Origin of the sequence: Aerophototrophica crusticola, assembly GCF_012913305.1 — a bacterium.
Classification (GTDB): Bacteria; Pseudomonadota; Alphaproteobacteria; order Azospirillales; family Azospirillaceae; genus Niveispirillum; species Niveispirillum crusticola.
This window is the reverse complement of the sequence record NZ_CP051775.1, coordinates 2347438-2359745: the sequence shown is the minus strand read 5'-3', so window position 1 is coordinate 2359745 and position 12308 is coordinate 2347438. Positions and strand designations below refer to the sequence as shown.

Below are 12308 nucleotides of genomic sequence, written 5' to 3'. Positions count from 1 at the left end.
TCCCTTTTCGCTTGGGGCCGGCCGCCTGCTTGGCTATACAAGGCCTCTTTTTCGGGGTTAAGCTCATGGACAACCAGAATATCCGGATTCGCCTGAAGGCGTTCGACCATCGCGTGCTCGACCAGAGCACCAGCGAGATCGTCAACACCGCCAAGCGGACCGGTGCCCGGGTGCGCGGCCCGATCCCGCTTCCGACGCAGATCGAGAAGTTCACGGTCAACCGCAGCCCGCACATCGACAAGAAGTCACGCGAGCAGTTCGAGATCCGGACCCACAAGCGCCTGCTGGACATCGTCGACCCGACGCCGCAGACCGTGGACGCCCTGATGAAGCTCGACCTGGCCGCCGGCGTCGACGTCGAGATCAAGATCTAACTTCTTTGTGTAGTACGGGACCTCTCCCCCTGAGGATGTCCCGAGTGAGGAGATGCCAAGTATGCGATCCGGATTGATCGCGCAGAAGGTCGGCATGACCCGCGTCTTCACAGATGCGGGCGAGAGCGTGCCGGTGACTGTGCTGAAACTGGACTCTGTCCAGGTCGTTGCCCAGCGGACCGAGGAGCGTGACGGGTATACCGCCCTGCAGCTCGGCACCGGCAAGGCGAAGGTGAAGAACGTCGCCAAGGCCCAGCGCGAGATGTACGCGCGCGCCAAGGTCGAGCCCAAGAAGAAGCTCGTCGAGTTCCGTGTGGACCCGAAGAACCTCATCGAGGTGGGCGCCGAGCTGACGGCCGACCACTTCGTCCCGGGCCAGTACGTGGACGTGCAGGGCACGACCATCGGTAAGGGCTATGCCGGCGGCATGAAGCGCTGGAACTTCGGCGGCCTGCGCGCGACCCACGGCGTGTCCGTGTCGCACCGCTCCATCGGTTCGACCGGTGGCCGCCAGGATCCGGGCAAGACCTTCAAGAACAAGAAGATGCCTGGCCAGCTGGGCGTCGAGACGGTCACCGTCCAGAACCTGAAGATCGTGTCGGTCGACGCCGAGCGCGGCCTGATCCTGGTGAAGGGCGCGATCCCCGGCCATGACGGCAACTGGGTCCTGGTCAAGGACGCGGTGAAGAAGAAGCTGCCGGACGGCGTGCCCTTCCCGGGTGCGTTCCGCGCCCCGGCCGAGGCTCCTGCGGCGCAGGAGGGCTGAGCACCATGAAGACGAACGTCATCAACCTGAAGAACGAGACCGTCGGCGAGATCGAGCTCTCCGATGAGGTCTTCGGCCTTCCGCTGCGCACCGACATCCTGCACCGGATGGTCCAGTGGCAGCTGGCCAAGCGCCGCGCCGGCACGCACAAGACCAAGGGCATCTCCGAGATCTCCGGCACCACGAAGAAGCCGTGGCGCCAGAAGGGTACCGGCCGGGCCCGCCAGGGTTCGCTCCGCTCGCCGCAGTTCCGCGGCGGCGCCCGGATCTTCGGGCCGGTCGTGCGCAGCCACGCCCACGACCTGACCAAGAAGGTCCGCAAGCTGGCGCTGAAGACGGCCCTGTCCACGAAGGTCGCCGAGGGCAAGCTCCTGGTGCTCGACGCCGCCACGGCCGAGACGCACAAGACCAAGGCCCTGGCCGCCCAGTTCAAGGCCCTGAACCTCACCTCCGTGCTGATCATCGATGGTGCGAACCTGGACGAGAAGTTCGTCCTGGCCGCGCGCAACATCCCGCTGGTCGACGTGCTGCCGGAGCAGGGCGCCAACGTCTATGACATCCTGCGTCGGGACACCCTGGTGCTGACCCGCAACGCGGTCGAGCAGCTGGAGGCTCGCCTGAAATGAGCACGACCAAGAAGCCGACGGTGTCCGCCGAGCGCATGTACGACCTGATCGTCGCGCCGGTCATCACCGAGAAGTCCACCCGGGGTTCGGAGCACAACAAGGTCACCTTCAAGGTGCCCCTGGACGCGACGAAGCCGGAGATCAAGGCCGCCGTCGAGGGCCTGTTCAAGGTCAAGGTCACGGCCGTGAACACCCAGGTGGTCAAGGGCAAGACGAAGCGCTTCAAGGGCGTCACGGCCATCCGGTCCGACTGGAAGAAGGCCGTGGTCACGCTCGCCGAAGGCAGCTCCATCGACGTGACGACGGGCGTGTGAGGGTAAGGCGATGGCACTGAAGACATTCCGGCCCATTACGCCGAGCCAGCGCCAGCTTGTGCTGGTCGACCGCTCGGAGCTGTACAAGGGCAAGCCGGTGAAGATGCTGACCGAGGGCCTGATCGGCACCGGCGGTCGCAACAACACCGGTCGCATCACCGCCCGCCGCATGGGCGGCGGGCACAAGCGCGTGTACCGCATCATCGACTTCAAGCGTCGGCGTTTCGACATGCCGGCCACGGTGGAGCGGCTGGAGTACGACCCGAACCGGACGGCGTTCATCGCCCTCGTCAAGTACGAGGACGGGATGCTGGCCTACATCATCGCGCCGCAGCGGCTCAAGGCCGGCGACGTGGTGGTGTCGGGCGAGAAGGTGGACGTGAAGCCCGGCAACGCCATGCCGCTGCGGAACATCCCCGTTGGCACGATCGTGCACAATGTGGAGATGAAGCCGGGCAAGGGCGGCCAGCTGGCGCGGGCCGCGGGCACCTACCTCCAGATCGTCGGCCGCGACCAGGGCTATGCCCAGCTGAAGCTGCCGTCCGGCGAGCTGCGCGTCGTGCGCGGCGAGTGCATGGCCACCATCGGCGCCGTGTCCAACCCGGACCAGGCCAACGTGGTGATCGGCAAGGCCGGTCGTAACCGCTGGCTGGGCCGTCGCCCCGCCGTCCGCGGCGTGGCGATGAACCCCATCGACCACCCGCACGGTGGTGGTGAGGGTCGCACGTCCGGTGGCCGTCACCCGGTCACCCCGTGGGGCAAGCCCACCAAGGGCAAGAAGACGCGTCAGAACAAGGCGACGGATAAGTTCATTATCCGCCGTCGCTCGAAGTAAGGAGGCGGTGCCGTGACCCGTTCCGTGTGGAAGGGGCCGTTCGTTGACGGCTACCTGTTGAAGAAGGCAGACAAGGCGCGCGCCTCCGGTCGCAATGAGATCATCAAGATCTGGTCGCGTCGCTCTACGATCCTGCCCCAGTTCGTCGGCCTGACCTTTGGCGTCTACAACGGCCAGAAGTTCCTGCCCGTGCTCGTGACCGAGAACATGATCGGTCACAAGTTCGGGGAGTTCTCGCCGACGCGGACGTTCTACGGCCATGCGGCCGACAAGAAGGCGAAGAGGAAGTAATCATGGGAAAGCCTGCTGCAGAGCGGCGCCTCAGCGAGACTGAGGCCATGGCGTTCGGCGGGATGATCCGCTCGACGCCGCGCAAGCTGAACCTGGTTGCGCAGCTGATCCGCGGAAAGACCGCTGGTGAAGCCCTCGCGTTGCTCACATTCTCCCGCCGCCGCGTCGCCGGCGAAGTGAAGAAGGTGCTGCAGTCCGCGATCGCCAACGCCGAGAACAACCACCAGCTGGACGTCGACCGCCTGGTCGTCAGCCATGCCAGCGTGGGCAAGGCCCTCACGATGAAGCGTTTCCACGCCCGCGCCCGCGGCCGTGGCGCCCGCGTCGAGAAGCTGTTCAGCAACCTCACGGTGATCGTGCGCGAGCGCGCTGAGGAACAGGCCGGGGAGGCCGCGGAGTAATGGGTCAGAAAGTCAATCCGATCGGCCTGCGCCTGGGCATCAACCGGACCTGGGACAGCCGCTGGTTCGCTGGCAAGGACTATGCGGACCTGCTGCACAAGGACCTGAAGCTGCGCAAGTACCTGCACGGCAAGCTGCAGGCGGCCGGCGTGTCCCGCGTGGTGATCGAGCGTCCGGCGAAGAAGGCCCGCGTGACGATCCACACCGCCCGCCCGGGCGTGGTGATCGGCAAGAAGGGCGCCGACATCGAGAAGCTCCGCGGCGAGCTGGGCAAGATGGCGGGTGGTGAGGTCAACCTCAACATCGTCGAGATCCGCAAGCCGGAGCTGGACGCCCGCCTGATCGCCGAGAACATCGCCAGCCAGCTGGAGCGCCGCGTGGCCTTCCGGCGCGCCATGAAGCGCGCCGTGCAGTCCGCGATGCGCCTCGGCGCCCAGGGCATCCGCATCAACTGCGGCGGCCGCCTGGGTGGCGCTGAGATCGCGCGGCTCGAGTGGTACCGTGAGGGCCGGGTTCCGCTGCACACGCTGCGTGCGGACATCGACTACGGCACGGCCACCGCCAAGACCACCTACGGCACCTGCGGCGTGAAGGTGTGGGTGTTCAAGGGCGAGATCCTGGCGCACGACCCCATGGCGCAGGACAAGCGCGCCGGGGACCAGGCGCCGGTCCGCTGACATCCGCCGGATACTAGCAGGGATAGAGAAGGCAATTAGCCATGCTGAGTCCGAAGCGAACCAAGTATCGCAAGGCGCACAAGGGCCGTATCCACGGCGCCTCCAAGGGCGGCACCGACCTGAATTTCGGCGCCTTCGGCCTGAAGGCGCTGGAGCCGATGCGCATCACCGCGCGTCAGATCGAGTCTGCCCGTCGCGCCATCACCCGCCACCTGAAGCGCCAGGGCCGCGTCTGGATCCGGATTTTCCCGGACCTGCCGGTCTCCAGCAAGCCGGCCGAGGTCCGCATGGGCTCCGGTAAGGGCTCGCCGGAATTCTGGGCGGCCCGCGTGGCGCCCGGTCGCATCATGTTCGAGGTCGATGGCGTCCCGGCCGAGCTGGCCACCCGCGCCTTCGAGCTGGCGGCTGCCAAGCTGCCGATCAAGACGCGCATGGTCACCCGTCTGGGTGAAGGGGGTGAGGCATGACGAAGGCTACCGACCTTCGCGTGAAGAGCGTGGACGAGCTGAACGATCAGCTCCTCCAGCTCAAGAAGGAGCAGTTCAACCTGCGTTTCCAGAAGGCCTCCGGCCAGCTGGAGAACACGGCGCGGGTCCGTGAGGTGCGGCGCGACATCGCCCGCATCAAGACCATCCTGGGCGAGCGGGCGACCGCTTCGCCCGCGTCCTGAGTGGGGGAGTCAGATGCCCCGTCGCATCCTGCAGGGCACGGTGGTGAGTGACAAGGAAGACAAGACGGTCACCGTCTTGGTCGAGCGCCGCGTCATGCACCCCGTCTATAAGAAGTTCATCAAGCAGTCCAAGAAGTACGCTGCCCACGACGAGAACAACACTTTCAAGATCGGGGACACTGTCCAGATCGAGGAGTGCCGTCCGATCTCGAAGCGGAAGCGCTGGACTGTCGTCATCGAAGCAGCCGCTCCGGCTGCATCCGCTGAATAAGGAACGCATCCCATGATCCAGATGCAAACCAACCTGGAGGTCGCGGACAACAGCGGCGCGCGCCGGGTGCAGTGCATCAAGGTGCTGGGCGGCTCCATGCGGAAGTTCGCCACGATCGGCGACGTCATCGTCGTCTCGATCAAGGAGGCCATTCCGCGGGGCCGCGTGAAGAAGGGTGACGTGCATCGCGCCGTCATCGTCCGCACCGCCAAGGAGATCCGTCGTGAGGACGGCTCCATCATCCGCTTCGACCGCAACGCCGCCGTGCTGATCAACAAGCAGGGCGAGCCGATCGGTACCCGCATCTTCGGGCCGGTGACCCGTGAGCTGCGCGGCAAGAAGTTCATGAAGATCATCTCGCTGGCGCCGGAGGTGCTCTGATGGCTGCGAAGATCAAGAAGAATGACCGCGTCATCGTCATCGCCGGCAAGGACAAGGGCAAGACGGGCGAGGTCATCGAGGTGTTCCCTGAGGCCAACCGGGTGAAGGTCCGGGGCGTCAACCTGGTGAAGAAGCACCAGCGCCAGACGCCGATGCAGCAGGGCGGCATCGTGGAGATCGAGGCTGCGCTGCACGTGTCCAACGTGGCGCACATCGACCCGAAGACCAACAAGCCGACCCGCGTCGGCTTCAAGACGCTCGAGGACGGCCGCAAGGTGCGGTTTGCCAAGGCGTCCGGCGAAGTGATCGACAGGTGAGGCCCTCCATGGCTGCCCGACTGAAAGAGCGTTACGACGCCGAGATCCGCGGCAAGATGAAGGCGGAGTTCAACTACGCCAACGACATGCAGGTGCCGCGCCTGGAAAAGATCGTCATCAACATGGGCGTCGGCGAAGCCGCCGGCGACGGCAAGAAGATCAATGCCGCCGTCGCCGAGCTGACCGCCATCACCGGCCAGAAGCCCGTGGTCACGAAGGCCCGCAAGTCCATCGCGCAGTTCAAGCTGCGTGAGGGCATGCCGATCGGCTGCAAGGTGACCCTGCGCCGCGAACGCATGTACGAGTTCCTGGACCGCCTGGTCACTATCGCGCTGCCCCGCGTCCGCGACTTCCGTGGCATCCCGGGCAACAGCTTCGATGGCCGTGGGAACTACGCCATGGGTCTGAAGGAGCAGATCATCTTCCCGGAGATCGATTACGACAAGATCGACGAGATCCGGGGGATGGACATCATCTTCGTGACCACCGCGAAGAGCGACAAGGAGGCCAAGGCCCTCTTGAAGCACTTCGAAATGCCGTTCGTCGGCTGAGGGGCGGGAACCGATCATGGCTAAGAAGAGCGCCGTCGAGAAGAACAAGCGCCGGACTCAGATGTCCGCGCAGCAGGCTGAGAAGCGGGCGAAGCTGAAGGCGATCGTGCGGAACCGCACGCTGCCGCCCGAGGAGCGTTTCCAGGCTGTCCTCAAGCTGGCCGAACTGCCCCGCAATGGCAGCAAGGTCCGTATCCGGAACCGGTGCGAGATGACGGGGCGCCCCCGCGCCTACTACCGCAAGTTCCGTCTCTCGCGCGTCACGCTGCGTGACCTGGCCAGCAACGGCCAGATCCCCGGCATGACCAAGTCCAGCTGGTAAGGAGGGTCGGGTATGAACCTGAGCGATCCCCTGGGCGATATGCTGACCCGTATCCGTAACGGTCAGAAAGCCCGTCAATCGGTCGTCCTGAGCCCGGCGTCCAAGCTCCGCACCAACGTGCTGGAAGTGCTGAAGCGTGAAGGCTACATCCGCGGTTACGACCTCGAGGACGTCCGCCCCGGTGTGCGCAACCTGCGCATCGAGCTGAAGTACCACGAGGGTGAGCCGGTGATTAAGGAGATCCACCGGGTCTCCAAGCCGGGCCGCCGGATCTATTCGAAGATCGCCGACCTGCCGCGGGTCTACAACGGCCTCGGCATCGCGATCCTGTCGACGCCCCGCGGCGTCATGTCGGACACTGAGGCCCGCGCTGCCAATGTCGGCGGCGAGGTCCTCTGCAAGGTGTTCTAAGGAGCACGGCCATGTCGCGTATCGGAAAGCATCCGGTGCCGGTCCCGGCCGGGGTGACCGTCCAGGTCACCGGCCAGACCCTCACCGCCAAGGGCAAGCTGGGCCAGCTCAGCCTGACCCTCATCGAGGACATCGCGGCCGAGCTCCAGGACGGCAAGGTCGTCGTGAAGCCGCGCAACGAGGGCAAGCTTGCCCGTGAGAACTGGGCCACGGCCCGGACCAACGTCTTCAACCTGGTCACCGGCGTTGACAAGGGGTTCACCAAGAACCTCGAGATCAACGGCGTCGGCTACAAGGCGATGGTCCAGGGCAATGACCTGGTGCTGAACCTCGGCTTCAGCCATGACGTGAAGTACCCGATCCCCTCGGGCATCACGATCAAGTGCGACAAGCCGACCAGCATCTCGGTCAGCGGCTTCGACAAGCAGAAGGTCGGCCAGGTGGCCGCGGAGATCCGCGCGTACCGCGGTCCCGAGCCCTACAAGGGCAAGGGCGTGAAGTACGAGAACGAGGTGATCGTCCGCAAAGAAGGCAAGAAGAAGTAAGGCAGGCGACCATGAGCAAGCAGAAGGATCTCAACGCGAGGCGCAAGCAGCGCGTTCGTACCCGGATCCGGAAGTTCGGCAGCGGTCGTCCCCGCCTGTCGGTCTTCCGGTCCTCCCAGCACATCTATGCGCAGATCATCGACGACGCGGCCGGGCACACCCTGGCCGCTGCCTCGACCCTCGAGAAGGACCTCCGCGAGGCCCTGAAGACCGGGGCCGACATCGAGGCGGCGAAGGCGGTCGGCAAGCTGATCGCCGAGCGCGCGGTGGGCAAGGGCGTGACCTCGGTCGTGTTCGACCGCGGCCAGTACCTGTTCCACGGCCGCGTGAAGGCCTTGGCCGACGCCGCGCGTGAAGCCGGCCTGCAGTTCTAAGGGGTGTACCATGGCTCGTAATGAGAACAGCGGCGCCGGCGGTGAGGGTGAGCGTCGCAACCGGGACCGCGGCGAACGCCGCGACCGGGGTGATAACCGCGATCGGCGTGAGGACCGGGAAGGCGACGACCTGGTAGAGAAGCTGGTCGGCATCAACCGCGTCGCCAAGGTGGTGAAGGGTGGCCGTCGCTTCGGCTTCGCCGCCCTGGTCGTGGTGGGTGACGCCAAGGGCCGCGTCGGCGTCGGCGCCGGCAAGGCCCGCGAGGTCCCGGAGGCCATCCGCAAGGCCACCGACCAGGCCAAGCGCTCCATGATCCGCGTGCCCCTGCGCGAGGGCCGGACGCTGCACCACGACGTGCACGGCCACTTCGGCGCCGGGCGGGTGCTGCTCCGTGCGGCCCCGGCGGGTACCGGCATCATCGCCGGCGGCCCGATGCGCGCCATCTTCGAGGCGTTGGGCGTGGCGGACGTGGTGACCAAGTCGGTCGGCACCTCCAACCCGCACAACATGATCAAGGCGACCTTTGACGCCCTGCAGAAGTGCGTCAGCCCGCGCGCCGTCGCCGCCCGCCGCGGCCGTCGCGTGAGCGACATCCTCGGCAAGCGGGAGACCGCCGCCGGTGAGGGCAAGGAGGCTGCGTGATGGCCGAGAAGAAGACCGTCGTCGTCACCCAGATCGGCAGCCCCATCGGCCGCCGCCACGACCAGCGTGAGACGCTGATCGGCCTGGGCCTCAACAAGCTGAACCGGACGCGCGAGCTGGAGGATACCCCGGCCGTGCGTGGCATGATCGCCAAGGTTCAGCACCTCGTGCGCGTCGAGTCGGCCTCCTGAGGGGGCCGGCCCGATACGGCTTGAAGGATCAAGACCATGAAGCTCAACCAGCTCAGTGACAATCCCGGCGCCCGCAAGTCGCGGACCCGGGTCGGTCGCGGCATCGGGTCCGGCAAGGGCAAGACCGGTGGCCGTGGCGTGAAGGGCCAGAAGTCCCGTTCCGGCGTCTCCATCAAGGGCTTCGAGGGCGGCCAGATGCCGCTGCATCGGCGCCTGCCGAAGCGCGGCTTCTCCAACGTGCAGTTCGCCAAGGACTACGCGGTCATCAATGTCGGTTCCATCCAGAAGGCCATCGACGATGGTCGCCTGGGGATCACCGAGGTGATCACCGCCGAGGTTCTGGTCAACGCCCGCCTGGTGCGCGCTTCCCGTGACGGCGTCCGCCTGCTGAACAAGGGCGAGATCAGCGCCGCCCTCACCTTCGAGGTGGCCGGCGCTTCCGCCGCCGCCATCGCGGCGGTGGAGAAGGCCGGCGGCAAGGTCACCGTGACCGCGCCGAAGGCCGACGCGGCCGCCGCCGAGTAAGCGGTAGTTTTCGGGGCCGGCGCTTGTCCTCAGGCGCCGGCCTCCCCTTATTTGGTTTGTCCCTTTTCACGCACGACGAACGCCGTTAGGCGACCAAGGATTACCGGCCATGGCATCAGCCGCCGAGCAGCTTGCCGCAAACATCAATTTCGGCGCCTTCGCGAAGGCAACGGAACTCAAGAAGCGCATCTGGTTCACCCTGGGTGCGCTTATCGTTTATCGGCTTGGCACCTATATCCCGCTCCCCGGCATCGACGGCGCGGCTTTCGCGCAGATCTTCGCCGGCAGCTCGGGCGGCATCCTGGGCATGTTCAACATGCTGGCCGGCGGCGCGGTCGAGCGCATGAGCATCTTCGCGCTCAACATCATGCCGTACATCTCAGCGTCCATCATCATCCAGCTGATGACGGCTGTCTCGCCGACGCTGGAGACGCTGAAGAAGGAAGGCGAGTCTGGCCGCAAGCGGCTGAACCAGTACACCCGCTACCTGACCGTCGCCCTCGCCCTGGTGCAGTCCTACGGCCTCGCCATCGGGCTGGAGGGCATGAACGCGCAAGGGGGAGGGGTGGTGATCGAGCCCGGCTGGTTCTTCCGGATCAGCACGGTCATCACCATGGTTGGCGGCACCATGTTCCTGATGTGGCTGGGTGAGCAGATCACCGCCCGGGGCGTGGGCAACGGCATCTCGTTGATCATCTTCGCCGGCATCGTGGCGGCGTTCCCGAAGGCCATTGCCCAGATCCTGGAGCTTGGCCGCACCGGGGCCATGAGCACCTGGTTCATCATCCTGCTGATTGTGATGGCCATCGGCATCATCTTCTTCATCGTGTTCTTTGAGCGCGCCCAGCGCCGGCTGATCGTGCAGTACCCGAAGCGCCAGGTCGGCAACCGGCAGTTCGGCGGCGAGGCGTCGCACCTGCCGCTGAAGCTGAACACGTCAGGCGTGATCCCGCCGATCTTCGCCAGCTCGCTTCTGTTGCTGCCGTTGACGATGGTGAACTTCTCCGGCCAGGGCGGGCCGGAATGGCTGACCACCATCAGCAGCTACCTGGCCCACGGCACGCCGCTGTACATGATCCTGTACGCGGCCCTGATCATCTTCTTCTGCTTCTTCTACACGGCCATCGTCTTCAACCCGACGGAGACGGCCGACAACCTGAAGAAGTATGGCGGCTTCATCCCGGGCATCCGCCCAGGCAAGAACACCGCCGACTACTTGGACTTTGTGCTTACGCGGCTGACCGTGATCGGCGCCGCCTACCTCACCGTGGTCTGCCTTTTGCCCGAGTTCCTCATCGCGGAGTACGGGGCGCTCTTCTACTTTGGTGGCACGTCGCTGCTGATCATGGTCACCGTGACCATGGACACAGTGGCGCAGATACACTCGCACCTCTTGGCGCACCAGTATGAAGGGCTTATCAAGAAGGCCAAGCTACGGGGGAGACGCGGATGAACTTGATCCTGTTGGGGCCGCCAGGCGCGGGTAAGGGCACCCAGGCGCAGCGGCTGGAGAAGGCCTATGGCATGGTGCAGCTGTCCACCGGTGACATGCTGCGCGCCCTGGTGAAGGGGGGCAGCCCCCTGGGCCAGAAGGCCGACGCGATCATGAAGGCCGGGCAGCTCGTGCCCGACGAGGTCATGATCGAGATGATCTCCAACCGGATCGATGAGCCGGACTGCAAGCCCGGCTTCATCCTGGACGGTTTCCCCCGCACCGTGGTGCAGGCGGAGGCGCTGGACCGGATGCTGGAGCAGAAGGGCCTTAAGCTCGACCACGTCATCGAGATGAAGGTGGACGACGCCGCCCTGACGGAGCGCATCACCGGCCGCTTCACCTGCGCCAAGTGCGGCGCCGGCTATCATGAGACGTTCAAGCGCCCGGCCAAGGATGGCGTCTGCGACAATTGCGGCAGCACGGAGTTCAGCCGTCGCGCCGACGACAATGCCGAGACGGTGACCAAGCGCCTGGACGCCTACCATAAGCAGACGGCACCGATCCTGCCCTATTATGCGGGCCGGGGTGTGCTGAAGCAGGTGGACGGCATGGCGGAGATTGATGAGGTCACCAGCCAGATCGAGGCGATCCTGAAGGCCTGACGCCTTCCGGACGTAAGTGGATGGAAGGGCCGGTCCGGTTGGGCCGGCCCTTCTGCTTTGGGGCACGCGCATGAGGTTCGGCCTTGACGCCGGGGCGCGCGTGGCTATACTCCGCGCCCTTGATCCCGGAAGGGGTTGAGCAGGTCCGGCCTCGGTCTCCCAGGTGCTCAGGCGCATGGGGCGGCTGCGGTCGTACATGCATTTGGAGATCCGGTACCAGTACCAGGATTTCTTCGGATGAGATGCCCTGAAGCCGCCCGACCTCCCCGCCACGGGAGCCGGGACCGGCAGGCAGGGCGTGGACGAAGATCGCACCGTCCGGGACATCCCGGCGGGCATGACATGGAGAGAACGCGTGGCGCGTATCGCTGGCGTCAATATCCCCACCGCGAAGCGGGTGGAGATCGCCCTTCAGTACATCCACGGCATCGGGCCGAAGTTCGCCAAGGACATCTGCGCCAAGGTCGGCATCCCGACCGAGCGCCGGGTGCACCAGTTGACCGACGAAGAGGTCCTGCGCATCCGTGAGGTCATCGACGCCGACTACCGCGTCGAGGGTGACCTGCGTCGCCAAGTCGCCATGAACATCAAGCGGCTCATGGACATGGCCTGCTACCGCGGCCTGCGTCACCGCCGGAACCTGCCGGTGCGCGGCCAGCGCACCCACACCAACGCGCGCACCCGCAAGGGTCCCGCCAAGCCGATTGCCGGCAAGAAGAAGTAAGG

At 65.7% G+C, this 12308-nt stretch carries 24 protein-coding genes; all 24 read left to right on the top strand.

Annotated features, from left to right (window positions below):
• The first annotated feature begins 65 nt into the window (after positions 1 to 65).
• Positions 66 to 374 carry a 30S ribosomal protein S10 gene (gene rpsJ / locus HHL28_RS11560; protein ID WP_075771888.1) on the top strand — a complete coding sequence of 103 codons (309 nt, stop codon included), beginning with the start codon at positions 66 to 68 and terminating at the stop codon, positions 372 to 374.
• A 61-nt stretch (positions 375 to 435) separates the two neighbouring features.
• Entirely contained in the window at positions 436 to 1140 is a 705-nt protein-coding gene (rplC, locus tag HHL28_RS11555; RefSeq protein ID WP_075771887.1) for a 50S ribosomal protein L3, read from the top strand.
• Positions 1141 to 1145: 5 nt separating this feature from the next.
• Entirely contained in the window at positions 1146 to 1766 is a 621-nt protein-coding gene (gene rplD, locus HHL28_RS11550; protein WP_075771886.1) for a 50S ribosomal protein L4, read from the top strand.
• Positions 1763 to 2080 carry a 50S ribosomal protein L23 gene (locus HHL28_RS11545; RefSeq protein WP_075771885.1) on the top strand — a complete coding sequence of 106 codons (318 nt, stop codon included), beginning with the start codon at positions 1763 to 1765 and terminating at the stop codon, positions 2078 to 2080. The genes rplD and HHL28_RS11545 overlap by 4 nt, the downstream gene beginning before the upstream one ends.
• Positions 2081 to 2090: 10 nt before the next feature.
• A complete protein-coding gene (gene rplB / locus HHL28_RS11540) occupies positions 2091 to 2915 on the top strand; it encodes a 50S ribosomal protein L2 (RefSeq protein ID WP_075771884.1) in 825 nt (274 codons plus the stop codon).
• A gap of 12 nt (positions 2916 to 2927) precedes the next feature.
• A complete protein-coding gene (gene rpsS / locus HHL28_RS11535; RefSeq protein WP_075771883.1) occupies positions 2928 to 3206 on the top strand; it encodes a 30S ribosomal protein S19 in 279 nt (92 codons plus the stop codon).
• A 2-nt stretch (positions 3207 to 3208) separates the two neighbouring features.
• Entirely contained in the window at positions 3209 to 3607 is a 399-nt protein-coding gene (rplV, locus tag HHL28_RS11530) for a 50S ribosomal protein L22 (protein WP_075771882.1), read from the top strand.
• Positions 3607 to 4284: a 30S ribosomal protein S3 gene (rpsC, locus tag HHL28_RS11525; RefSeq protein WP_075771881.1), complete on the top strand. Its 678-nt coding sequence runs from the start codon at positions 3607 to 3609 to the stop codon at positions 4282 to 4284. The genes rplV and rpsC overlap by 1 nt, the downstream gene beginning before the upstream one ends.
• 41 nt (positions 4285 to 4325) lie before the next feature.
• Positions 4326 to 4751, top strand: a complete 426-nt coding sequence (gene rplP / locus HHL28_RS11520) for a 50S ribosomal protein L16 (protein WP_075771880.1) — start codon at positions 4326 to 4328, stop codon at positions 4749 to 4751.
• Positions 4748 to 4954 (top strand): 50S ribosomal protein L29, encoded by a 207-nt coding sequence (rpmC, locus tag HHL28_RS11515; RefSeq protein ID WP_075771879.1) that lies wholly within the window; start codon positions 4748 to 4750, stop codon positions 4952 to 4954. The genes rplP and rpmC overlap by 4 nt, the downstream gene beginning before the upstream one ends.
• 13 nt (positions 4955 to 4967) lie before the next feature.
• Positions 4968 to 5225 carry a 30S ribosomal protein S17 gene (gene rpsQ, locus HHL28_RS11510; protein WP_075771878.1) on the top strand — a complete coding sequence of 86 codons (258 nt, stop codon included), beginning with the start codon at positions 4968 to 4970 and terminating at the stop codon, positions 5223 to 5225.
• A gap of 12 nt (positions 5226 to 5237) precedes the next feature.
• The gene (rplN, locus tag HHL28_RS11505; RefSeq protein WP_075771877.1) at positions 5238 to 5606 is read left to right on the top strand and encodes a 50S ribosomal protein L14; all 369 of its coding nucleotides are present in this window, start codon (positions 5238 to 5240) and stop codon (positions 5604 to 5606) included.
• Positions 5603 to 5923: a 50S ribosomal protein L24 gene (gene rplX / locus HHL28_RS11500; RefSeq protein ID WP_404326915.1), complete on the top strand. Its 321-nt coding sequence runs from the start codon at positions 5603 to 5605 to the stop codon at positions 5921 to 5923. Before rplN ends, rplX begins: the two co-directional genes overlap by 4 nt.
• Before the next feature lie 8 nt (positions 5924 to 5931).
• On the top strand, positions 5932 to 6474 hold the full coding sequence (rplE, locus tag HHL28_RS11495) for a 50S ribosomal protein L5 (protein ID WP_075771875.1): 543 nt from the start codon (positions 5932 to 5934) through the stop codon (positions 6472 to 6474).
• Positions 6475 to 6490: 16 nt separating this feature from the next.
• Positions 6491 to 6796: a 30S ribosomal protein S14 gene (gene rpsN, locus HHL28_RS11490; RefSeq protein WP_075771874.1), complete on the top strand. Its 306-nt coding sequence runs from the start codon at positions 6491 to 6493 to the stop codon at positions 6794 to 6796.
• 12 nt (positions 6797 to 6808) lie between these two features.
• Positions 6809 to 7207 carry a 30S ribosomal protein S8 gene (gene rpsH, locus HHL28_RS11485; protein ID WP_075771873.1) on the top strand — a complete coding sequence of 133 codons (399 nt, stop codon included), beginning with the start codon at positions 6809 to 6811 and terminating at the stop codon, positions 7205 to 7207.
• Between the two features lie 11 nt (positions 7208 to 7218).
• Positions 7219 to 7752 (top strand): 50S ribosomal protein L6, encoded by a 534-nt coding sequence (gene rplF / locus HHL28_RS11480; RefSeq protein WP_075771872.1) that lies wholly within the window; start codon positions 7219 to 7221, stop codon positions 7750 to 7752.
• Between the two features lie 11 nt (positions 7753 to 7763).
• On the top strand, positions 7764 to 8126 hold the full coding sequence (gene rplR / locus HHL28_RS11475; protein WP_075771871.1) for a 50S ribosomal protein L18: 363 nt from the start codon (positions 7764 to 7766) through the stop codon (positions 8124 to 8126).
• A 10-nt stretch (positions 8127 to 8136) separates the two neighbouring features.
• Positions 8137 to 8769 carry a 30S ribosomal protein S5 gene (gene rpsE / locus HHL28_RS11470; protein ID WP_075771870.1) on the top strand — a complete coding sequence of 211 codons (633 nt, stop codon included), beginning with the start codon at positions 8137 to 8139 and terminating at the stop codon, positions 8767 to 8769.
• Positions 8769 to 8960: a 50S ribosomal protein L30 gene (gene rpmD / locus HHL28_RS11465; protein ID WP_075771869.1), complete on the top strand. Its 192-nt coding sequence runs from the start codon at positions 8769 to 8771 to the stop codon at positions 8958 to 8960. Before rpsE ends, rpmD begins: the two co-directional genes overlap by 1 nt.
• Before the next feature lie 36 nt (positions 8961 to 8996).
• Positions 8997 to 9485 carry a 50S ribosomal protein L15 gene (rplO, locus tag HHL28_RS11460; protein ID WP_075771868.1) on the top strand — a complete coding sequence of 163 codons (489 nt, stop codon included), beginning with the start codon at positions 8997 to 8999 and terminating at the stop codon, positions 9483 to 9485.
• A 109-nt stretch (positions 9486 to 9594) separates the two neighbouring features.
• The gene (secY, locus tag HHL28_RS11455) at positions 9595 to 10938 is read left to right on the top strand and encodes a preprotein translocase subunit SecY (RefSeq protein WP_075771867.1); all 1344 of its coding nucleotides are present in this window, start codon (positions 9595 to 9597) and stop codon (positions 10936 to 10938) included.
• Positions 10935 to 11582: an adenylate kinase gene (locus HHL28_RS11450; protein WP_075771866.1), complete on the top strand. Its 648-nt coding sequence runs from the start codon at positions 10935 to 10937 to the stop codon at positions 11580 to 11582. The genes secY and HHL28_RS11450 overlap by 4 nt, the downstream gene beginning before the upstream one ends.
• A gap of 355 nt (positions 11583 to 11937) precedes the next feature.
• Positions 11938 to 12306, top strand: a complete 369-nt coding sequence (gene rpsM, locus HHL28_RS11445; protein WP_075771865.1) for a 30S ribosomal protein S13 — start codon at positions 11938 to 11940, stop codon at positions 12304 to 12306.
• Positions 12307 to 12308: the final 2 nt, after the last annotated feature.

What these genes read in the sequence shown, in the direction of transcription:
- rplE (WP_075771875.1), top strand. Translation starts at nt 5,932, where the DNA reads ATGGCTGCCCGACTGAAAGAGCGTTACGACGCCGAGATCCGCGGCAAG.
- secY (WP_075771867.1), top strand. Translation starts at nt 9,595, where the DNA reads ATGGCATCAGCCGCCGAGCAGCTTGCCGCAAACATCAATTTCGGCGCC.
- rplF (WP_075771872.1), top strand. Translation starts at nt 7,219, where the DNA reads ATGTCGCGTATCGGAAAGCATCCGGTGCCGGTCCCGGCCGGGGTGACC.
- rpsN (WP_075771874.1), top strand. Translation starts at nt 6,491, where the DNA reads ATGGCTAAGAAGAGCGCCGTCGAGAAGAACAAGCGCCGGACTCAGATG.
- rpmD (WP_075771869.1), top strand. Translation starts at nt 8,769, where the DNA reads ATGGCCGAGAAGAAGACCGTCGTCGTCACCCAGATCGGCAGCCCCATC.
- rplB (WP_075771884.1), top strand. Translation starts at nt 2,091, where the DNA reads ATGGCACTGAAGACATTCCGGCCCATTACGCCGAGCCAGCGCCAGCTT.
- rpsJ (WP_075771888.1), top strand. Translation starts at nt 66, where the DNA reads ATGGACAACCAGAATATCCGGATTCGCCTGAAGGCGTTCGACCATCGC.
- rpmC (WP_075771879.1), top strand. Translation starts at nt 4,748, where the DNA reads ATGACGAAGGCTACCGACCTTCGCGTGAAGAGCGTGGACGAGCTGAAC.
- rpsQ (WP_075771878.1), top strand. Translation starts at nt 4,968, where the DNA reads ATGCCCCGTCGCATCCTGCAGGGCACGGTGGTGAGTGACAAGGAAGAC.
- rplP (WP_075771880.1), top strand. Translation starts at nt 4,326, where the DNA reads ATGCTGAGTCCGAAGCGAACCAAGTATCGCAAGGCGCACAAGGGCCGT.
- rpsC (WP_075771881.1), top strand. Translation starts at nt 3,607, where the DNA reads ATGGGTCAGAAAGTCAATCCGATCGGCCTGCGCCTGGGCATCAACCGG.
- HHL28_RS11545 (WP_075771885.1), top strand. Translation starts at nt 1,763, where the DNA reads ATGAGCACGACCAAGAAGCCGACGGTGTCCGCCGAGCGCATGTACGAC.
- rpsH (WP_075771873.1), top strand. Translation starts at nt 6,809, where the DNA reads ATGAACCTGAGCGATCCCCTGGGCGATATGCTGACCCGTATCCGTAAC.
- rplN (WP_075771877.1), top strand. Translation starts at nt 5,238, where the DNA reads ATGATCCAGATGCAAACCAACCTGGAGGTCGCGGACAACAGCGGCGCG.
- HHL28_RS11450 (WP_075771866.1), top strand. Translation starts at nt 10,935, where the DNA reads ATGAACTTGATCCTGTTGGGGCCGCCAGGCGCGGGTAAGGGCACCCAG.
- rplD (WP_075771886.1), top strand. Translation starts at nt 1,146, where the DNA reads ATGAAGACGAACGTCATCAACCTGAAGAACGAGACCGTCGGCGAGATC.
- rplR (WP_075771871.1), top strand. Translation starts at nt 7,764, where the DNA reads ATGAGCAAGCAGAAGGATCTCAACGCGAGGCGCAAGCAGCGCGTTCGT.
- rplV (WP_075771882.1), top strand. Translation starts at nt 3,209, where the DNA reads ATGGGAAAGCCTGCTGCAGAGCGGCGCCTCAGCGAGACTGAGGCCATG.
- rplC (WP_075771887.1), top strand. Translation starts at nt 436, where the DNA reads ATGCGATCCGGATTGATCGCGCAGAAGGTCGGCATGACCCGCGTCTTC.
- rplO (WP_075771868.1), top strand. Translation starts at nt 8,997, where the DNA reads ATGAAGCTCAACCAGCTCAGTGACAATCCCGGCGCCCGCAAGTCGCGG.
- rpsE (WP_075771870.1), top strand. Translation starts at nt 8,137, where the DNA reads ATGGCTCGTAATGAGAACAGCGGCGCCGGCGGTGAGGGTGAGCGTCGC.